17 protein-coding genes are annotated in these 19,693 nt (G+C 73.3%); 7 read left to right on the top strand and 10 right to left on the bottom strand.

The window, feature by feature from the left end; all coding sequences use genetic code 11:
* Positions 1 to 357 precede the first annotated feature (357 nt).
* Positions 358 to 1,983 (top strand): MFS transporter, encoded by a 1,626-nt coding sequence (locus PH189_RS24385; protein ID WP_274191439.1) that lies wholly within the window; start codon positions 358 to 360, stop codon positions 1,981 to 1,983.
* 190 nt (positions 1,984 to 2,173) lie between these two features.
* On the opposite strand, the gene PH189_RS24380 is transcribed toward PH189_RS24385, so the two are convergent.
* Together PH189_RS24380 and PH189_RS24375 are read right to left on the bottom strand one after the other, a co-directional pair.
* Positions 2,174 to 2,647: a GyrI-like domain-containing protein gene (locus tag PH189_RS24380; RefSeq protein WP_274191438.1), complete on the bottom strand. Its 474-nt coding sequence runs from the start codon at positions 2,645 to 2,647 to the stop codon at positions 2,174 to 2,176.
* Between the two features lie 120 nt (positions 2,648 to 2,767).
* The gene (locus PH189_RS24375; RefSeq protein WP_274191437.1) at positions 2,768 to 3,049 is read right to left on the bottom strand and encodes a DUF3040 domain-containing protein; all 282 of its coding nucleotides are present in this window, start codon (positions 3,047 to 3,049) and stop codon (positions 2,768 to 2,770) included.
* 420 nt (positions 3,050 to 3,469) lie between these two features.
* Here PH189_RS24375 and PH189_RS24370 point away from each other — a divergent pair, with 420 nt between their 5' ends.
* Both PH189_RS24370 and PH189_RS24365 read left to right on the top strand, forming a co-directional pair.
* Entirely contained in the window at positions 3,470 to 4,438 is a 969-nt protein-coding gene (locus PH189_RS24370; RefSeq protein WP_274191436.1) for a CPBP family intramembrane glutamic endopeptidase, read from the top strand.
* 77 nt (positions 4,439 to 4,515) lie between these two features.
* Positions 4,516 to 5,523 (top strand): RNA polymerase subunit sigma-70, encoded by a 1,008-nt coding sequence (locus tag PH189_RS24365; protein WP_274191435.1) that lies wholly within the window; start codon positions 4,516 to 4,518, stop codon positions 5,521 to 5,523.
* Here PH189_RS24365 and PH189_RS24360 read toward each other — a convergent pair whose 3' ends face one another.
* From PH189_RS24360 to PH189_RS24350, 3 genes are all read right to left on the bottom strand, one after another.
* The gene (locus PH189_RS24360; protein ID WP_274191434.1) at positions 5,524 to 6,108 is read right to left on the bottom strand and encodes a dihydrofolate reductase family protein; all 585 of its coding nucleotides are present in this window, start codon (positions 6,106 to 6,108) and stop codon (positions 5,524 to 5,526) included.
* 83 nt (positions 6,109 to 6,191) lie between these two features.
* Positions 6,192 to 7,283 carry an acetate/propionate family kinase gene (locus PH189_RS24355; protein ID WP_274191433.1) on the bottom strand — a complete coding sequence of 364 codons (1,092 nt, stop codon included), beginning with the start codon at positions 7,281 to 7,283 and terminating at the stop codon, positions 6,192 to 6,194.
* The gene (locus tag PH189_RS24350; RefSeq protein ID WP_274191432.1) at positions 7,280 to 9,616 is read right to left on the bottom strand and encodes a phosphoketolase family protein; all 2,337 of its coding nucleotides are present in this window, start codon (positions 9,614 to 9,616) and stop codon (positions 7,280 to 7,282) included. The genes PH189_RS24355 and PH189_RS24350 overlap by 4 nt, the downstream gene beginning before the upstream one ends.
* 161 nt (positions 9,617 to 9,777) lie before the next feature.
* On the opposite strand from PH189_RS24350, the gene PH189_RS24345 reads away from it, so the two are divergent.
* Genes PH189_RS24345 through fahA form a run of 3 tightly spaced genes read left to right on the top strand, consistent with a single transcriptional unit; the run spans position 9,778 to position 13,430 of the window.
* The gene (locus PH189_RS24345; RefSeq protein ID WP_274191431.1) at positions 9,778 to 11,025 is read left to right on the top strand and encodes a cytochrome P450; all 1,248 of its coding nucleotides are present in this window, start codon (positions 9,778 to 9,780) and stop codon (positions 11,023 to 11,025) included.
* 12 nt (positions 11,026 to 11,037) lie between these two features.
* Positions 11,038 to 12,243 (top strand): homogentisate 1,2-dioxygenase, encoded by a 1,206-nt coding sequence (locus PH189_RS24340; protein ID WP_274191430.1) that lies wholly within the window; start codon positions 11,038 to 11,040, stop codon positions 12,241 to 12,243.
* A complete protein-coding gene (gene fahA, locus PH189_RS24335) occupies positions 12,240 to 13,430 on the top strand; it encodes a fumarylacetoacetase (RefSeq protein WP_274191429.1) in 1,191 nt (396 codons plus the stop codon). The genes PH189_RS24340 and fahA overlap by 4 nt, the downstream gene beginning before the upstream one ends.
* 12 nt (positions 13,431 to 13,442) lie before the next feature.
* Here fahA and PH189_RS24330 read toward each other — a convergent pair whose 3' ends face one another.
* Genes PH189_RS24330 through PH189_RS24320 form a run of 3 tightly spaced genes read right to left on the bottom strand, consistent with a single transcriptional unit; the run spans position 13,443 to position 16,600 of the window.
* Positions 13,443 to 14,822 carry a dipeptidase gene (locus PH189_RS24330; RefSeq protein WP_274191428.1) on the bottom strand — a complete coding sequence of 460 codons (1,380 nt, stop codon included), beginning with the start codon at positions 14,820 to 14,822 and terminating at the stop codon, positions 13,443 to 13,445.
* A 35-nt stretch (positions 14,823 to 14,857) separates the two neighbouring features.
* Positions 14,858 to 15,187 (bottom strand): putative quinol monooxygenase, encoded by a 330-nt coding sequence (locus PH189_RS24325; protein WP_274191427.1) that lies wholly within the window; start codon positions 15,185 to 15,187, stop codon positions 14,858 to 14,860.
* Positions 15,188 to 15,202: 15 nt separating this feature from the next.
* Positions 15,203 to 16,600, bottom strand: coding sequence for a dihydrolipoyl dehydrogenase family protein (locus PH189_RS24320; protein WP_274191426.1), 1,398 nt, complete (start codon positions 16,598 to 16,600; stop codon positions 15,203 to 15,205).
* Positions 16,601 to 16,718: 118 nt separating this feature from the next.
* Between PH189_RS24320 and PH189_RS24315 the strand changes: the two genes are divergently transcribed.
* On the top strand, positions 16,719 to 17,564 hold the full coding sequence (locus tag PH189_RS24315; RefSeq protein WP_274191425.1) for a universal stress protein: 846 nt from the start codon (positions 16,719 to 16,721) through the stop codon (positions 17,562 to 17,564).
* A gap of 6 nt (positions 17,565 to 17,570) precedes the next feature.
* Here the strand turns inward: PH189_RS24315 and PH189_RS24310 are convergent, their stop codons facing one another.
* Both PH189_RS24310 and PH189_RS24305 read right to left on the bottom strand, forming a co-directional pair.
* Positions 17,571 to 19,076, bottom strand: a complete 1,506-nt coding sequence (locus PH189_RS24310) for an FAD-dependent monooxygenase (protein WP_274191424.1) — start codon at positions 19,074 to 19,076, stop codon at positions 17,571 to 17,573.
* A 3-nt stretch (positions 19,077 to 19,079) separates the two neighbouring features.
* Positions 19,080 to 19,688: a VOC family protein gene (locus tag PH189_RS24305; RefSeq protein WP_274191423.1), complete on the bottom strand. Its 609-nt coding sequence runs from the start codon at positions 19,686 to 19,688 to the stop codon at positions 19,080 to 19,082.
* Positions 19,689 to 19,693: the final 5 nt, after the last annotated feature.

Raw genomic sequence — 19,693 nt, 5'->3', positions numbered from 1 at the left:
GCGCTATGCGCATGTCCTGAGACACGCCATGCCTATGTCCTGAAACAGCACACTGCCGGGGGCGCCGTGTGATGTCTCAGGACATCCCGGACGCCCGGACCCACGTTTGTGTGGGTTCGGGCGGTGGTCATTTCGGGGTGGGTGGGTGTCGGCCCGGGCCGCCGACCTCGTGCTGGCCGACGACGAGCGGAACACGGTGGTGGCGGTCGACGACGGCCGTCGCGCCGGATCACCCGCAGGGGGTGACGCCACGGTCCGGCACCTCGTCGACCCTGGAGCAACCACCAGGGTGTCCCCGGCCGCCGGCGGGCGGAGGTCTTCGCCAGACGGTGAGCGCGGACGAGCAGACGAGTGACGATGATGATGACTACGGGCAGGTCGCGCCTGGCGCCGTTGGGGGCGCTCGGAGCGGCGCAGTTCCTGGTGGTGCTCGACACCTCGGTGATGAACGTATCGATCAGTCAGCTGGTGGCGGACTTTCAGACCGACGTCACGACGATCCAGCGCGTCATCACCGTCTACACCATGGTCATGGCCGCGTTCCTGCTCACGGGCGGAACGATCGGCGACGTGCTCGGTCGGCGGCGGACGTTCGCCGCCGGCCTGGTCGTCTACGGGATCGGCTCCCTGATCACCGCCGTCGCCCCGACCGTCGGAGTGCTGACTCTCGGCTGGTCGATCATCGAGGGTCTCGGGGGCGCACTCGTGCTGCCCGCGCTGGCCGCCCTCGTCGGCGGCAACTACGCGGCGGGCAAGGAGCGCACCTTCGCCTACGGCGTGGTGGGCGCCCTTGCCGGGGCCGGGATCGCGGTCGGGCCCCTGCTCGGGGGCTGGGTGACGACCTATCTGAGCTGGCGCCTGGTCTTCGCCGGTGAGGTCGTCCTGGTGCTCCTGATCCTGGTCGGGCTGCGGTGGGTGCGGGACGCCCCGCTGAGCGGGCCGCGACCTCGCCTCGACGTGGTCGGCGCGGCGCTCTCGGTACTCGGGGTCGCCCTGGTCGTGCTCGGCGTCCTGCAGAGCACGACCTGGGGCTGGTTGCGCCCGCGGGACCCCCAGGTGGCCCTCCTCGGGTTCGCGCCGACGCTGTTCGTCGTCGCGGCGGGCCTCGTCGTGCTCGCCCTCCTGCGTTCCTGGGTGCGGTACCGCGAGGCGTCCGGTCGCCATCCGCTGTTCCGGTGGTCGCTGACCGCGGTCCCGCCGTTGCGGGCCGCCCTGTGGTGCCTGCTCGCCCAGAACCTCGTGCTGCTCGGCCTGTTCTTCTCGATCCCGCTCTACCTGCAGGTCGTGCTGGGGCTCAACGCCTTCGAGACCGGTCTTCGGCTGCTGCCGATCTCGGCGACGATGCTCGCCACCGCCCTCGCCGCGCCGCGCCTCGCCGGCCTCCTCGCGCCCCGCCAGGCAGTACGGCTGGGTCTCGGCATCCTGGTGGTGGCGATCCTGTGGCTGCTCGCCACGGTCGAGCCCGAGCTCGACGACGCCGCCTTCGCCGGGGCGACCGCCCTGCTCGGGGTGGGGATGGGTCTGCTCGCCGCCCAGCTCGGCAACATCGCCCAGTCGAGCGTCGGCGAGGACGACCGTGGAGCCGCCGGCGGGTTGCAGTACACCGCGCAGAACCTCGGCTCCTCCCTGGGCACCGCCTTCGTCGGCTCCGTGCTCATCGCCGCCCTGGGTGGCGCGGCCTCGCGCGGGGTGGAGGGCGACCCGCGTATCCCGGCCGACCTCGCCGACCGGGTCGGGGTCGCGGTCTCCGGCGGGCTGGACTTCATCCCCGTCGGCCAGGCCGAGGCGGCGCTCACGAGGGCCGGGGTGCCGCCCGAGCAGACCGCCGCCGTGGTCGAGGCCTACGCCGAAGCCCAGCTGCAGGCACTGCGCGCCGGGTTGTTGGCCGTCGCCGCGATCGCGTTGGCGAGCCTGGTCGTGACCGGCGCCCTGCCGTCCGCGACCCCTCGTCGCGAGCGCCCGGGTGATGTTGCGCCGGTGTGAGCACGGGTCGGGGGCAGGGACCCGACCCCGACCCACGCCACGAACCTCGCAGCGAGCGTGGAAGGGCACCAGCACGGCGTCCAGGGCCGGCGCACATCGCAGAGCCGCGGACCGAAGGTCACTGCGCGGCGAGGAGGGCTCGGCCCGCCGGGACACAGCGGTCACGACCCCTGCGCGGCCAGGATGCCGCTCAGTGCAGGGGCCTCAACGGGCGGAAGACGACGGTGCGTGTCACGGCCGGTGGCGTCTCCGGGCCGCTCCAGTACTCCTCCCACATCGGACCCGTGTCATCGACCTGACGGCCGTGGGCGGCGGCCCCCCGGCCCAGCACGTCGTAGGCCTTGTCCAGCTCTTCGTACGGCCCGACGTGCGTGGTGGTCGCGACCTCGACCTCCGGGAGCCGGAACGGCTCGACACCCTCGCCCGGCTCGACGTCACTCTCGACGACGAAGCCGGACGTGACGGAGAAGGCGTCCTCGTCCGCCTCGAACAAGGACACGGCCGGGCCGGCGATCGGCATCCCGGTCCGGGCAAGGTGGGCGGCGACTCTCCGGAAGGCCTCGCCCGCCTTCGACCCGATGTCTTCCGGCCGGGACTCGTAGTGGACAACGGCGAGCCGACGGCCGCTCTCGTGGGTGATGGTGACGTCATCGACGTGGCCCATGGGTCGTCCTTCCTCCGGGGATCGCGACGAAACCGGGGACCGGGCGCCCACACCAGGGACGGAGGTCCCGGGACGACGCACACAAGGGCGATCGGCGATCTCGTGCCCTGCCGCGACCACTCAAGGTCGGCTCGACGTCGGTGGGTGCTGCTGTCCCCTCCTGCGCAGCAGGGGCGCGGTGACGGGCCAGGACGAGATCATCAGGACGAGGACCGCCTGCACGACGAGACCGAGCGCCAGGAGCGCGATCGCGAGGGCCACGCCCGTCGCCGCGAGCACGACCCGCCAGGCGGCCCGTCCGCGCCACGTCCACCGTCGCATCCGTCGTGCGAGGACGGGGTCCGCCGACGCGAGCTCGCGCTCGACTTCCTCCAACACCTGCCGGTCGCGATCGTTGAGCATGCCGCCCGCCCTCCTTGCCAGTTCCCTGCACCGCCGCGGCTGCTTCCCCCTCGTCGACCCCACGGATGCGTCCCTTCGAGGGCACCCCTGAACAGGCTGTCGGGGTAGGACCATCGGCCCTGTCCCCACAGGTCGCGGGGCCCTCACGGGCGGGCCGAGGGAACGGTCGGCGCGCCCGGTCGAGTGCACTCCCGGTGCCGGCTCGACCCAGGGTGCGACCGGTCCAACGTCCCTTCCCCGGACGCAGAGTGCCTCGCGGTCGACCGCGGACCTCTCCTTCTGGTGACAACTGCCTTGTCCTGCGGCCACGAAAGTCGCGCCGCGACGCCACAGACCGCGTCGGAGGACCGGTCGACGCTTGCGTGAAGGGCCGTCACGCCCGCCACCCGTGCCGTTCTGCACCTCGTCGGAGGACCCACCATGACCGCGACGCACTCGTCCGCCCCACCGACACCGGCTCCGGAGGACGACGTCCCCGTGGGCACCTCCCCGGTCGTCCTGGCCCCGGTGACCTACGACCACCTCGCGCGGACCGCAGGCCGCCGCTGGTACCACGGTCCTGCGGCGCTGCTGTCGATCGTCGTCACGGGCCTGCTGTTCATGCTCGTGGTCGGGTTCACCTTCGGCCTCGCCACGGTGATCGCGGGAATCCCCTTCGACACCGGCGGCCTCCCGGCCGATCCCCGATGGTCGGCCGCGGCCACCCTGGTGTTCGTCGCCGTCGCCCTGCCCGCGGTGCTGCTGGTCGTGCGGTTCGTGGAGCGGCGCCGGCCCGGGACGCTGTCGTCGGTCACCGGGCGCCTGCGCGGTCGCTGGCTTGCCGTGTGCCTGGTCCCCGCGCTCACGGTCTCCCTCCTGGCCGGCCTGGTGGGCGAGCTCGTCGACCCGACCGAGGGCACCTACGCGGGCTGGTCGTCGTTCCTCGGGGTCGCCGTCGTGGCGCTCGTGCTCACACCGTTCCAGGTCGCGGCCGAGGAGTACCTGTTCCGGGGCTGGATCGTGCAGACGTTCGGCGCCGTCGTCCGCAGCCCGTGGCCCGGCGTCGCGGTGAGTGCTGTCCTGTTCGCGCTGGTCCACGAGGGCGCGACCGCGAGCGCGTGGGGCTTCGCCGACCTCGTCGTGTTCGCGGTCGCGCTGTCGGTCCTGACCCTGCGCACCGGGGGCCTCGAGGCAGCCCTGGCTCTGCACCTGGTCCATAATGGCGTCGCCTGGGTCGCCTCGGCCGCCTACGGCGCGACCGACTCCATCGCCGACTACACCGAGGTCGGAGCCGGGGTGTTCGTCATCTCGGCGCTCGCGGTGGCGCTCTACGTGGCAGCCGTGCTGGTGCTGGCCCGGCGCCGGGCCGTCGAGACCACAGGGGTGGCGTCTCGCCGAGAGGGACCCTGAGCGGCGTCACCGATCAGGAATCCTCCGCCACGTCGTCGGTTCTGGTGCCCCTCACACCGGTGGAAGGATCGACGACCATGACCGACGCCGGCCCGCTGGACGCCGACGAGACCACGTTCCTCGCGGCGGTCCGCTCGGGCGACGCGGCACGGTTCGCCTCCCTCACGGAGCGCCACCGTCGGGAGCTGCAGGTGCACTGCTACCGGATGCTCGCGAACTACGACGACGCCCAGGACATGACGCAGGAGACGTTCCTGCGAGCGTGGAACAAGCGGGAGTCGTTCAAGGGCCACGCCGCGCTGCGGACCTGGCTGTACCGGATCGCGACGAACGCCTGCCTCGACTTACTGGACAAGCGCAACGACCGCACACCCGTGCCGTCCGAGCTGCCGGACCCCGCTTCCGAGCTGCTGTACCTGCAGCCGTACCCCGACCGGATGCTCCCCGAGGACCCGCAGGAATCGGTGGTGGCGCGGGAGACGATCGAGCTGGCGTTCATCGTCTCCGTCCAGCACCTGCCGCCGCGGCAGCGGGCGGTGCTCATCCTGCGCGACGTCCTCGGCTGGCCGGCGTCGAAGGCCGCCGACGCCCTCGCACTGACCGTCGCCTCGGTGACCAGCGCACTGCAGCGGGCCCGCGTCACGATGCGCGAGCAGCTGCCCGACCGCCGCCTCGACTGGCGGAGCCCCGCCACCCACGAGCTGTCGGACGACGAACGCGCGGTGGTGAAGGCGTACATCGACGCCCACGAGCGCAACGACCTCGACGGGCTGACGTCCCTGCTGCGCGACGACCTGCGCTTCGCGATGCTGCCCGAGGTGGGCCCCGTGCTCATGACGGCCGACGACGCGGTGGACGGCTGGGTCTCCGGCGGGCTCTTCCGGCGTGGCCACGACGACTGGCGCGGCACCATCACGATGGTCAACCGCATGCCTGCCGCCGTGCTGTACCTCCGCACCCCCGACGACCCGGTCCACCGGCTGTTCGCCCTCGCGGTCCTGCACGTCGTCGACGGGAGGATCGCCGAGCTCATCGGGTTCGACGCCACCGACACGCCATGGTTGGAGCTGCCCCCGACGCTGTGATCATCTCCTCCGCTCGTACCGGGTCAGCAGCACGCCGCCGGGGAACGTCCGCGTCTCGACCAGGTCGAGGTTCACCCAGTGGTCCAGGGTCGTGAAGAACGGCGTGCCGCCACCCACGAGGACCGGATGGGTGACGATCGCGTACTCGTCGATCAGTCCGGCCCGCATGGCTGCCCCCGCGAGCGTCGCGCCGGCGATGTCCATGGGTCCGCCGTCCTCGGCCTTGAGCCGGGTGATCTCGGCGACCGCGTCGCCGGTGACCAGGCGGGCGTTCCCGTCGACCTCGTCGATCGTCGAGGAGAACACCACCTTCGGCATGTCCCGCCAGCGGGCAGCGAACTCGATCACCGCCGGTGTGGCGCCCGGCTGTTCGTCGGCCGTCGGCCAGTGGGCGCTCATCTCCTCCCACAGCTTGCGCCCGTACAGCGCCAGGCCCGTCGCGCCGACCCGGTCGGACCACCACTGGAACAGCTCGTCGCCCGCCGACGAGTCCGGTCCCTCGCCCCCGCTCCAGCCGAGATCGTCGCCGGGCGCGGCGATGTAGCCGTCCAGTGTCGTGTTCATGGCGAAGATCAGTGTGCGCATCGTGCAGCCTCCCGTAGGTCGATCTCACAGGTACCGACGGGCGCGGCGCGGAAACCTGATCGGTCCGCGCACCGGGGGCAGGCTCAGCCGACGAGCGCGGCGCGGGTCCCCGCGGCGATGGCCAGGTCCTCGCGGGCGGCCACCACGAACGACGCCACCGGGGCGTCCCCGGCGCCGATGTCGGTGTCGCCGTCGGCGGCGTCGTTCCTCGCCTCGTCGATCTCCACGCCGAGGAAGGCGAGTCGCTCGGCGGCGCGACGGCGCACGAGGGGCGCTCTCTCCCCCACCCCGCCGGTGAACGCCAGGACGTCGAGGCCGCCGGCCGCGGCGGCCATCGAGGCGATGCCGCCCACGAGGCGGTGCAGGTAGACGTCGAGCGCGAGCGTCGCGTCCGGCTCGCCCCGCCCGACCGCGGCGACGATCTCGCGCATGTCCGCCGTCCCGGCGAGCGCGGAGAGCCCGGACCGCGTCTCCAGGGTCGTGGCGATCTCGTGCGGGGCGAGGCCCTCGTGCTCCTCCAGCCACAGGACCAGGCCGGGGTCGACGCTCCCGGAGCGGGTGGCCATGACCAGGCCCTCGAGCGGGGTGAACCCCATGGTCGTGTCGACGCTGCGACCGCCGACGACCGCGGCGAGGGACGCCCCGGCGCCGAGGTGGCAGGTCACCACCCGCTGGTCGGTCCGCCCCGTCAGCTCGGCCACCCGTCCGGCGCAGTAGCCGTGCGAGAGCCCGTGGAAGCCGTACCGGCGGATCGCGTAGCGCTCCCGCCACTCCGCCGGGACGGCGTAGGTCGCGGCGGCGTCCGGGATCGTGGCGTGGAAGGCGGTGTCGAAGCAGGCCACCGCAGGCACGTGCGGCAGCAGCCGGGACACGGCGTCGAGCCCGGCGAGGGACTTCGGCTGGTGCAGCGGCGCGAGGGAGCCGAGCTCCTCCAGGGCGTGCCGGACCTGCGCGTCGATCACGGTGGGCCGGGTGAAGCGGGTACCGCCGTGGACGACCCGGTGGCCGACCGCGTCCGGCGTCGCCCAGCCCTCGAGCAGGGACGTCAGGTCGTCGCCGGCCACACCGCCCGGTCCCGCCTCGACGTCCGCCGCCTGCTCGACGGTGTCGTTCCCGCCGAGCAGGCGGAGCTTGAGGCTCGACGAGCCGGCGTTGACGACGAGGACCCGGCTCACTCCCAGGTCCACCCGGAGATCGCCGGGTCGTCCTCGCCGTGCTCGCGGGTGTAGCGGCGGGCGGCGAGCCGGGCGTCCTCCATGCGCTGTCGGAGGACCGCGGCGTTGCTGCCGAGGGCCGGGACCCGGTCGATGACGTCCATGACCAGGTGGAAGCGGTCCAGGTCGTTGAGCATCACCATGTCGAAGGGCGTGGTCGTCGTGCCCTCCTCCTTGTAGCCACGGACGTGCAGGTTGTGGTGGTTGCTCCGGGAGTAGGTGAGCCGGTGGATGAGCCACGGGTAGCCGTGGAAGGCGAAGATCACCGGCTTGTCCGGGGTGAAGAGCGCGTCGAAGTCCCTCTCCGACATGCCGTGCGGGTGCTCGCTCGCGGGCTGCAGCCTCATCAGGTCGACCACGTTCACCACCCGCACCTCGAGCTCCGGGCAGTGCTCGCGCAGCAGCTTCGCCGCCGCGAGGGTCTCCAGGGTCGGGATGTCGCCCGCGCACGCGAGGACGACGTCCGGCTCGCCCTCGGTGTTCCCGGCCCACTCCCAGATGCCGACGCCCCGGATGCAGTGGGCGATCGCCTGGTCCATCGTCAGGTAGGTGAGCTGCGGCTGCTTTCCCGCGACGATGACGTTGATGTAGTGCCTGCTGCGCAGGCAGTGGTCGCCCACCGACAGCAGCGTGTTGGTGTCCGGCGGGAGGTAGACCCGGACGATCTCCGCCTTCTTGTTGATCACATGGTCCAGGAAGCCCGGGTCCTGGTGCGAGAACCCGTTGTGGTCCTGACGCCAGACGTGCGAGGACAGCAGGTAGTTCAGTGACGCGATCGGTGCGCGCCACGGGATGCCGAGCGTCGTCTTGAGCCACTTGGCGTGCTGGTTGAGCATCGAGTCGACGATGTGGATGAACGCCTCGTAGCTGGTGAACAGGCCGTGCCGTCCGGTCAGCAGGTAGCCCTCGAGCCAGCCCTGGCACAGGTGCTCGGAAAGGATCTCCATCACGCGACCGCCCGGGGCGAGGTGGTCGTCCCCGTCGATCACGGTGGCGTTCCACGCCCGGTCGGTCACCTCGAACGCCGCCTGCAAGCGGTTGGACGCGACCTCGTCGGGACCGAAGAGCCGGAAGCGGTCGTCGTTGCGGGCCACGACGTCCCGCACGAACTCGCCCAGGACGGCGGTCGCCGCGCTCGTCGACGCGGCCGGCTTCTCGACCTCGACCGCGTAGTTCCGGAAGTCCGGCATCGCGAGGTCCCGCAGGAGGCGACCGCCGTTCGCGTGCGGATTGGCGCTCATCCGCCGGGTCCCTTCGGGCGCGAGCGCGCGGAGCTCGGGGACGAGGCGACCGTCGGCGTCGAAGAGCTCCTCGGGGCGGTAGCTATGCATCCACTCCTCGAGCTGGGCCCGGTGCCCGGCGTCGGTCCGCGTGCCGGCGAGCGGGACCTGGTGGGCGCGGAAGGTGCCCTCGACCTGCTTCCCGTCGACCTCCTTCGGCCCCGTCCAGCCCTTGGGCGTGCGCAGCACGATCATCGGCCAGGCGGGGCGCTTGGAGCCCGGATCGGCCTTGATGGCGGCGATGTCGTCCAGGACGGTGTCGAGGGTCGCGGCCAACTCCTGGTGCACGGCGGACGGCTCGTCGCCGACGACGAAGTGCGGCGTGTGGCCGTAGCCGCGCATCAACGACGCGAGCTCGTCGTCCGGGATGCGGGCGAGCACCGTCGGGTTGGCGATCTTGTAGCCGTTGAGGTGCAGCACGGGCAGGACGACCCCGTCGCGGCGCGGGTCGAGGAACTTGTTCGAGTGCCAGCTCGCGGCGAGCGGCCCGGTCTCCGCCTCGCCGTCGCCGACCACGCACAGCGCCAGCAGGTCCGGGTTGTCGAACACCGCGCCGTAGGCGTGCACGAGCGCGTAGCCGAGCTCGCCGCCCTCGTGGATCGAGCCCGGCGTCTCCGGCGCGACGTGGCTGGGGATGCCGCCCGGGAAGGAGAACTGCCGGAACAGCCCCCGCATGCCGTCGACGTCCTCGCCGAGGCTCGAGTAGACCTCGCTGTAGCTGCCCTCCAGGTACGCGTTCGCGACGAGCCCCGGGCCGCCGTGCCCGGGCCCGGTCACGTACAGCGCGTTCAGGTCGCGCTGCCGGATCGCCCGGTTCATGTGCGCGTAGAGGAGGTTGAGGCCCGGGGTGGTGCCCCAGTGGCCCAGCAGCCGCGGCTTGACGTGCTCCGCACGAAGCGGTTCCCGGAGCAACGGGTTGTCCAGCAGGTAGATCTGCCCGACCGAGAGGTAGTTCGCCGCCCTCCAGTACGCGTCGAGCAGGGCCAGGTCGTCGGCGGTCGCCGGCTGGGGCATCCGTGCTCCTCGCGTCGAGCGATCAGATCCGGAACGTAGCCCTCCGCGACGGCCCCCGGCGAGCGCCGAACGGCCCTGGCCGGGCCGATGAGGAGGCTCCGACCGCGTCCCTGGTAGCAGGCGTCGTCCCCGTGGTAGACCGTTCACCGGGGAGGTCGGGGATGACGCGCGTGGGTGCGGAGGACGACGTCTTCGACCCGGCCGTCTTCGCCCGCGGGGTGCCGCACGAGGCGCTGCGGCGGCTGCGGGACGAACAGCCGGTCGCCTGGCAGGACGAGCACGCCGTCGGCGACTGGCCCTCGGGCCCCGGCTTCTGGGCCGTGACGCGCTACGACGACGTCCGGTACGTCCTGCGCACCCCGGAGATCTTCAGCTCGGCGCGGGGCGCGACCCAGATCCGCGATCCCGAGCCCGAGGACCTGCCGTTCATCCGCCGCATGATCCTCAACATGGACCCGCCGGAGCACCAGCGGCTCCGGAAGCTCGTGACGGCCGCGTTCACACGGCGGCGCCTCGAGCGGTTCACCGACGACGTCGCCGCCCGGGCCCGCGGCCTGCTGGCGGACGTGGCCGGCGCCGGGGCGTGCGACCTGCCGCGCCAGGTCACCGACGACTTCCCGCTGGCCAACCTCGCCGAGCTCATGGGCGTCCCCGAGTCCGACCGGCACCTGCTGCTCGAGTGGACCAACCGTGTGATCGGCTACCAGGACGACGAGCACGCGCAGGTCGTCCGCGACGAGCGCGGGCGGCCGGTGAACCCGCGGTCGCCGGCGATGCTCGCCGAGATGTTCGCCTACGCGGGCGAGCTGGCCGACCACAAGCGGCGCCACCCCGCCGACGACGTCATGACCGCGCTCGTCGAGGCCCGGGTCGACGGGGAGTCGCTCGACGACACCGAGCTGCAGATGTTCTTCTTCCTGCTCACGATCGCCGGCAACGACACCGTGCGCTCCGCCCTGCCCGGTGGCGTCCTGGCGCTCGTCGAGCACCCCGAGCAGTACCGCCGCCTACGCGAGGAGCGGTCACTGCTGCCGGGCGCGCTCGAGGAGATGCTGCGGTGGCACCCACCGGTGCTGACCTTCCGCCGCACGGCGGCGCGGGACACGACGCTGCGCGGGGTCGAGATCGCGGCGGGCGACAAGGTCGTCGTCTACCACGTGTCGGCGCACCACGACGAACGCCACTTCGCCGACCCGTTCCGCTTCGACGTGGCCCGCGACCCCTGCGACCACCTCGCGTTCGGCCAGGGCCCGCACCTCTGTCTGGGCGCGCAGTTCGCGCGCCTGCAGATGCGGGAGTTCTTCACCGCGTTCCTCGACCTGCTGCCCGAGGTCGAGCTCGACGGCGCCCCGCGGCGGCTGACGTCGAACTTCATCAACGGCCTGACGCGCATGCCGCTGCGCTGGTGACCAGGAGGAGCCATGTACTACCGACGGGTCGGGAACGTGCCCCCCAAGCGCCACACCCAGCACCGGGACGCCTCCGGCGCCCTGCACGCCGAGGAGGTCATGGGCGAGGAGGGCTTCAGCTCGGACTCCTCGATCCTCTACCACCTCGCGATCCCCTCGGCGATCGTCGACGCGACCCCGTGGACCCCCGGCGACCTCACCACGACGACGAACCAGCCGCTGCTGCCGCGGCACCTCGCCCTCCACGGCCTCTTCCCCGGCCAGGAGTGGAAGGCCGCCGACCCCGTGACCAGCCGGCGGCTCGTGCTCGGGAACGCGGACGTCCGCATCTCCTACGTCGTCGCCGGGGAGACGTCGCCGCTCTACCGCAACGCGGTCGGCGACGAGTGCGTCTACGTCGAGTCCGGGCAGGGCGTGGTGGAGACCGTTTTCGGCACGCTCCCGGTCGTCGGCGGCGATTACGTGCTCCTCCCCCGCGCGACCACCCACCGCTGGCTCCCGGGCGGCGACGAGCCGCTGCGCTGCTACGTGATCGAGGCGAACTCGCACATCGCGCCGCCCGCCCGGTACCTGTCGCGCTACGGCCAGTTCCTCGAGACGGCGCCCTACTGCGAGCGCGACATCCACGGGCCGGACGGGCCGCTGCTCGCCGACGAGCTCCACGCGGACGTCGAGGTGCTGGTGAAGCACCGCGACTCCCGCGGAGGCGTCACCGGCACCCGCTACGTCGTGCCGACCCACCCGTTCGACGTCGTCGGCTGGGACGGCTGCCTCTATCCGTACACGTTCCCCGTCTCCGACTTCGAGCCGATCACCGGGCGGGTGCACCAGCCCCCGCCGGTCCACCAGGTCTTCGAGGGAGCCGGCTTCGTGATCTGCAACTTCGTGCCCCGCAAGGTCGACTACCACCCCTTGTCGGTACCGGTGCCCTACTACCACTCCAACGTCGACTCCGACGAGGTCATGTTCTACTGCGGCGGCAACTACGAGGCCCGCAAGGGCTCGGGCATCGGGCAGGGCTCGGTGAGCCTGCACCCCGGTGGCCATTCGCACGGGCCGCAGCCGGGCGCCGTCGAGCGCTCCCTCGGTGCGGAGTCGTTCGACGAGCTCGCGGTCATGGTCGACACGTTCCGGCCCCTCGAGCTGGGCGAGGGTGGGGTCGCGTCCGACGACGGGCGCTACGCCTGGACCTGGGCGGGTCGCGGACCGGCGCGGTGACAACGGACGACGGCTGGGGCCTCGACAACCTGCCCTACGGCGTCTTCGACTCCGGCGACGGCCGCCGGCTCGGCGTGGCCCTCGGCGACGAGGTGATCGACGTCGGCGCCCTCGCCGCGGCCCACGGGTCGGCGCTGGTCGACGTCCTCGACGTGCCCTCGCTCGACCCGCTGCTCGCCGGGAGCCCGGCCCTGTGGCATCGGGTGCGCGAGGCCCTCACCGGCTGGCTGGGCTCTCCCGGGTGGCGGACCGCCCGCTCGCCGCGACCGCTGCGCCACCGACGCGACGCGGTGACGATGCACCTGCCCTTCACGGTCGGCGACTACGTCGACTTCTACGCGAGCGAGCACCACGCCGCGAACGTCGGACGGATCCTGCGCCCCGGGTCGCCGCCCCTGGCGCCGAACTGGAAGCACCTGCCCGTCGCCTACCACGGGCGGGCCGGGTCGGTCGTCGTCTCGGGGACGCCGGTCCGCCGGCCGAACGGGCAGCGTCGGAGCGACGACGGGCCCCCGACGTTCGGGCCGACCGAGCGCCTCGACATCGAGGCCGAGGTCGGGTTCGTGGTCGGCGGGCACAGCGGGCTCGGGGAGCCGATCCCGGTCGGCGAGGCCGCCGACCACCTCTTCGGGGTGGTGCTGGTCAACGACTGGTCCGCCCGCGACGTGCAGGCCTGGGAGTACGTGCCCCTGGGCCCGTTCCTCGGCAAGTCGTTCGCGACGTCGATCTCGGCGTGGGTGGTGCCCTGGGCCGCGCTCGAGCACGCGCGCGTCGCCCCGCCCCCGCGGGACGTGCCGCTGCTGCCCCACCTCGTCGACCCCGGGGACGCCGCCCTGGACCTCGCCCTCGAGGTCCGTCTCAACGGGCACGTGATCTCCCGTCCGCCGTTCCGGACCACCTACTGGACCGCCGCCCAGCAGCTCGCCCACCTGACGTCCAACGGCGCACCGACGCGACCCGGAGACCTCGTCGCCAGCGGGACGGTCAGTGGCCCGGGGCGCGACGAGTACGGGTCACTGCTCGAGCTGAGCTGGGGCGGCCGCGAGCCTCTCACGCTCCCCGACGGGAGCCGGCGCAGCTTCCTCGCCGACGGGGACGAGGTCACCATCACCGCCCGAGCCCCGGGACCCGGCGGTCGGACGATCGCGCTGGGCCCCGTCACCGGCGTCGTCACGCCCGCCGGCTGACCCGCGCGTCGCTCAGCGCTCGCCGGGAGCGAGGGAGCGCAGCAGCATCGCCTCCGCGAGGACACAGCGCCCGAACATCCCCAGGTCGAGGCTCTCGTCGACGCCGTGCCAGCGGCTGGCCGGGTCGCCGACGCCGGTGACCAGCACCGCCGCGCCGGGGAACGTCCGCGCGAACTCGGCGATGAACGGGATCGTGCCGCCCATGCCCATCTCGACCGTGCCGTGGCCGAACGCGGCGGACAGCGCCTCGCGGGCGAGATCGTAGACGTCGCCGGTGGCCTCGAGTGCGAACGGCTCGCCGGTCGCCCGCGTCGTGACGTCGAGGTGCGCGCCCCAGGGGACGTGGCGCCGCAGGTGCTCGGTGACGGCCTCGACCGCGCGCCCGCTCTCGTCGCCGGGCGCGAGCCGGACGCTGACCATCGCACGGGCGCGCGGCAGCAGGATGTTCGCCGACCCGTCCACGGCCGGCGCGTCGATGCCGAGCACGGCGATCGCCGGCTTGTGGGCGAGGCGCTCGGTGATCGTCCCGGTGCCGAGCAGCTCGACGCCGTCGAGCAGACCGGCGTCGCCACGGAAGATGTCGTCCTCGACGTCGGGCGCCTCCGGATCGGGTGTGGCTGAGGAGCCGACCGTCAGACCCGCGACCGCGACCTCACCCTTGTCGTCGTGCAGCGTCGCGAGCAGGCGGCACAGGGCGGTCAGGGCGTCCCCCGCGGGGCCGCCGAACATCCCGGAGTGCACCGCGCGCTCGAGCATCGAGACCTCGACCACGATGTTCGCCAGGCCGCGCAGGCTCGTGGTGAGCGCGGGGACGTCGACGGCGGGGTTGGCGGCGTCGGCGATCACGATGACGTCGGCCGCGAGGGAGTCGCGGTGCTCGGCGAGCAGCGCGGGCAGCGTCGGCGACCCGGACTCCTCCTCGCCCTCGACGAACAGCAGCACGCCCACCGGTGGCCTGCCGTCGAAGGCCCGCAGGGTGGCGAGGTGGGTCATCACGCCGGCCTTGTCGTCGGCGGCCCCGCGCCCGTACAGGCGGCCGTCGCGCTCGTGGGGCTCGAACGGCGCCGTGGTCCACAGCTCGTCACCGCCGGTGGGCTGGACGTCGTGGTGCGCGTAGAGCATCACGGTCGGAGCGCCGTCAGGGGCGGGCCAGTGCGCGACGACGGCGGGCGCGCCTCCCTCGGCGGCGAGGACGTCGACGTGCTGCGCCCCGGCCCCCCGCGCGAGGGTGGCGACCGCGTCGGCCGAGCGCCGGGTGTCCTCGGCGTGAGCCGGGTCGGCCCAGATGCTCGGGATGCGCACCAGCGCCTCGAGGTCGGCGCGGGCGTCGGGGAGCACCGCGTCCACCGCGGCGCGCAGGTCGGCAGGGGGCTCGGACGGCGGGGACGACATGCCGTGAGCCTACGAGCGGCCAGGCGCCGGCACGCTCACATGTGCGCGGCGACCTCGCCCATCTCCGACCAGTCCACGCCCGCGGGCAGTTCCTGGTAGACGATCTTCGGGACGCGCGCGACGACCGACGGGAGCCACCCGAAGAACCACTGGGCGTGGGCCGAGGACACGTGCGCCTCGCCGGCGGCCTGGTCGCGATAGTTCGCCACCACGACGTACTCGTCGCCGCCCTCGACGCTCTCGTAGCAGGTGAAGTGCAGGTTGCCGGGCTCCTCACGGACCTGGGCGCTGTAGCGCCGGATGCCCTCGAGGAAGGCGTCCCGCCGGTCCGGACGGACGTCGATGCTGATCACGATGAAGATCACGATCTCGGTCTCCTTCTACAGCCCGTAGGTCTCGAGCAGGCGCAGCCAGACCTCGCTCATGGTCGGGAACGAGGGCACGGCGTGCCAGAGGCGCTCGAGCGGCACCTCGCCGACGACCGCGATCGTCGCCGCGTGCACCATGTCCGCGACGTCCTGGCCGACGAAGGTCGCGCCGACGATCACACCGCGATCGGTGTCGACGACGAGCATGGCGACGCCGTCGTACCCGTCGGCCTGCAGCGCGGCGCCGGCGACGTTGCCGATCTCGTAGCTCACCGCGCGCACCGACAGGCCCGCGCGGCCCGCCGACGCCTCGGTGTGGCCCACGCTCGCCACCTGCGGGTCGGTGAAGATCACCTGCGGCACGGCGGTGTGCTCCGCCGTGGTGGCGTGGTGGGAGTACCGGCCTCCGAGCTCCTGGCCGCGCGAGCGGGCGACGATCACGTCGCCGCAGATTCGCGCCTGGTACTTGCCCATGTGCGTGAGCTGCGCGCCGGTGGAGGCGTCGCCGACCGCGTACAGCCAGTCGCCGAGCACCGTCGTCGCGTCGTCGACCTCGAGGTGGGTGCCGGGCTCGAGCCCGACCGTGTCGACCCCGAGGTCGGAGGTCGCGGGCCGGCGGCCCGCTGCCACGAGCAGCTCGGCGCCGCGCACCTCGGAGCCGTCGCCGAGCGCCGCCACGACGTCGTCGCCGTCGCGGCGGACCGCGGTCATCGAGGTGGACAGGCGCACGTCGACGCCGTCGGCCTCGAGCGCGGCCTGCACCCGGCGACCCGCTTCGGGCTCGGTGGTCGGCAGGAGCCGGTCCCCGTGCTGGACGAGCGTGACCTGCGCGCCGAGGCGCCGGTAGGCCGTCGCCATCTCGACCCCGACCACGCCGCCGCCCAGGATCAGCAGCGACTCCGGGATCTCCTTGACCTGGGTGGCCTCCTGGTTGGTCCAGGCGTTCACCGTGTCCAGGCCGTCGACCGGCGGGAACGCGGGCACCGAGCCGGTGGCGACGACGACGTACCGGGCCGCGACCGAGGTCGTGGTGCCGTCGTGGTGGGTGACCTCGACGGCGCGCTCGCCGGCCAGCCGACCGTGTCCGCGCAGCAGGGTGATGCCGGCGCCGGAGAGCCAGTCGGCCTGGCCGGAGTCGTCCGGGTTCGCGAACCCGTCGCGGCGCTCCAGGACCTTCGCGACGTCGATCGGGCCGGCCTCGACGCCCGGCACGCGCTGCGTCGCCGCGAGCAGGTCGACCGGACGCAGCAGCGCCTTCGACGGGATGCACGCGTAGTAGGAGCACTCGCCGCCGACCAGCCGGTCCTCGACGATCGCCGCGGAGAGCCCCTGCTGGTGAGCGCGGTCGGCGACGTTCTCGCCCACCGGGCCGGCCCCGATCACCACGACGTCCACGTCGAGATCGCTCATCCGTCCGTCTCCTCCTCGGTCGTCGTCACGCCGTGGGCGAGTCTGCCCCTGACGCGGTGGGTGTGCGCCCACCACACACGGAACGAGGCGATGCCCGATTCGCGGCATACTCGGCGCCATGAGCACAGACGGTGGCGCCGGCGTGGTCCTCGTCGGCTTCGACGGCTCGCGGGAGGCGTCCCGGGCGATCGCGGTCGGCGCACGCGTGCTGCCCCACCTCGCCGCACGCGTCGTGCACGTGTGGGCGCCCCCCGGCGCCGACCCTGCGCTGCGCGAGCGGGTGACCCACCACAGGGGCAGGCTGGGCGACCTGGGCGACCTCATGCTGCGGGAATGCGGCATCGACGCCGAGCACGTCGCCGCCGACGGGACGGCGCTGGCCCGCGCGGCCGGCTGGTCGGCGGAGCCGCTCACCCGCCGCTCCTACGGCGACCCGGGGGCCGAGCTCGCTCTCCTCGCCTCCGAGCTCCGGCCCGCCGCGATGGTGGTCGGCTCGCGCGGCCTCGGCGGGGCGTCCGCGCTGCTGGGCAGCGTCTCCGACCTCGCCGTGCACCACAGCCCCGTCCCGGTGCTGGTCGTTCCCCCGTTGCTGAGCTGGGAACGCGCCCGGGCGGCGACCGGGCCGGTCGTGGTCGCCCATGACGGGTCCGAGGGCGCGGGCCGTGCGGGCGCGGCGGCCGCGGCGCTGCTGCCCGGCCGCGAGCGGATCGACGTCCACGTCACCGCCTCCGCGGACGAGGAGGGCGGCCCTCCGGACGCCGTGTCCGTGCGGGCACACGGTTGGGGCCCACGGGCGATCGCCGAGGCGATCGACGCCGAGGCCGCCGCGCGCAAGGCCGGGGTCGTCGTCGTCGGCTCGCGGGGACGCTCGACGCTGCGCAAGCTCGTGCTGGGCAGCACGGCCATGGCCGTGCTCCACCACGCGCACCGGCCCGTCCTGGTGGTGCCCGCCGAGGCGTCGTGAGCCTGCTCAGCCGGTGACGCGCTCCACCAGCGACAGTGGGTCGGCGGGCGGGTGCCCGCCGCGCCAGGCGACGTGCTGGTCCGGCCGGACGAGCAGGGCCTCGTCCCCGGACGGCAGCGGCGCGGTGGCCAGCGGGACGCCGCGCCGGGCGAAGGCGTCGACGAGGGACCCGCTCGCGAAGCCGGGCGGCGTCAGCAGCGTGAACCCCGCGCCGAGGACGTCGTAGAGCGACCGGCCGTCGGGCAGCCATGCGTGGGGCAGCCGGTCGCCCGCCCCGTCGGCCACCACCGGCGAGCCCGCCACCCCGACGTCGAGGACGAGGTCGAGCGCGTGGAACTCGGCGCTCTTCATGTCCTGGATCCGCTGGTGGGCGAGCCGGCGGGCGGCGTCCCCGGCCGGGGTGTCGGCCTCGAGGTCGTCGGCGACGAGGTCGCCGGACAGCGTCCGCATGTTCTCGCTCGCTGCCTTCACGACGCGGTCCTGAACGGGGCGCCGCTCGGCCTCGTAGCTGTCGAGCAGGCCCGGCCCGCCCCATCCCTGCAGGACGGCGGCGAGCTTCCAGCCCAGGTCGACGGCGTCGCCGATCCCGGTGTTGAGCCCGTGCCCACCGAACGGCGGGTTGAGGTGGGCGGCGTCGCCGGCGAGGAACACCCGGCCCACGCGCGCCCGGTCCACGAGTTGCATGCGCGCGGTCCACGGGTCGGTGGAGAGCACCTCGGCGTCGGTGGGTGAGCCCACCGCTGCGTCGATCAACGCCGCGCCGTCGCGCTCGCCGGTCGCGCGGTCCACGCCGAACGTGATGACCCACCAGGTCCCGGCGGCCGGGTCGAGCGGGCCGAGCAGCGCGGGCGCCTGCGGGTTCACCGTCCAGTACTGCACCGCCGGCCCGTGCGGCACGCGCTCGGCGAGGCCCGGCGCCCGGAAGACCATCCCGAAGTTCGGGCGCAGCGCGTGCTCGCCCACGTAGTCCGCACCGACGAGCCCGCGCACCGCGCTGCGCGGGCCGTCGCACCCGAGGACGTGGTCGGCCCGCACCGACTCGGCGTCGTCCAGGCGCACGGTCACCCCGTCGGCGTCCTGCACCAGCCCGGAGACGCGGGAGCCCAGTGCGACCGTCACCGTGTCGAGCCCGAGGACGACCTCCCGGAGCAGCTCCTCGAGCACGTACTGCGGCGCCTGCTGACCGACCTCCGGGAAGCGGCCACCCTGCGCCGCGAGGCCGAGCACCCCGGTGAAGCGGGAGAGCTCGCGGCCCACCAGCGACGTGCAGAACACGACGTCGGTGGAGAACCCGCGCGGCAGCGGGGCCCGGTCGCGCAGGCGGTCGGCGAGCCCCCACCGGCGGAGGTGCTCCATGGTGCGCACGTTGACCGTCTTGCACCGGGGCCGGGCGTGCGACACCGTCGCGCGCGGCTCGACCACGAGGCACTCGACGCCGCGCCGGCCGAGCTCCACGGCCGCGGCCAGCCCGACGGGCCCGCCGCCGGCGACGAGCACCTGGGTCCTGCGCACGGTTCAGTAGACCTCGGGCAGCAGGATGTCGGCCGGCAGCTCCTCCGGCCGGTACTTCCCGGCGCGCGCCCCCTCGTGGATCTCGTCCTGGGACAGGCCCTGCGCGCGGGCCTCGACGAGCTTGTCGGCATCGAAGAACTCGCCGATGGGGTTCTCGGCGAACTCGCGCGATGCCCAGATCCACTCCTTGGACACCGCCCAATCACCGAAGGCGTCGAACTGGATCTCGACGCCGTTGCCCTCGGGGTCGGCGTAGTACATCGACATCGTGATGCCGTGGTCGAGGCACATGAACGGCGTGATGCCGTGGTCGCGCAGCCGCTCGTAGTTGTCGAGCCACTGGCCGAACGAGCCGTACTCGAAGGCCGTGTGATGCAGGCCGGCGCTGGTCGGCTTGTCCACCGGCCGGTGCACGGCCGGGTGGGCGATGAGCGCGATGCGGTGGTTGGCCTCGTCGTTGGTCAGCCAGGCCGCGCTCTCGGCGTAGTGCACGGGGTACAGCCCGCAGACCAGGCCGTACCAGCGGACCATCTCGTCCAGCTTGAGCGTGAGGAACGTGGCGTGGTGCAGCTTCGGCGGGATGATCGGGGCCTGCAGGTGCTCTCCGGCCATGGGTG

Origin of the sequence: Actinomycetospora chibensis (genome assembly GCF_028737215.1) — a bacterium.
GTDB lineage: Bacteria > Actinomycetota > Actinomycetes > Mycobacteriales > Pseudonocardiaceae > Actinomycetospora > Actinomycetospora chibensis.
This window is presented reverse-complemented; position numbering and strand designations above follow the sequence as displayed.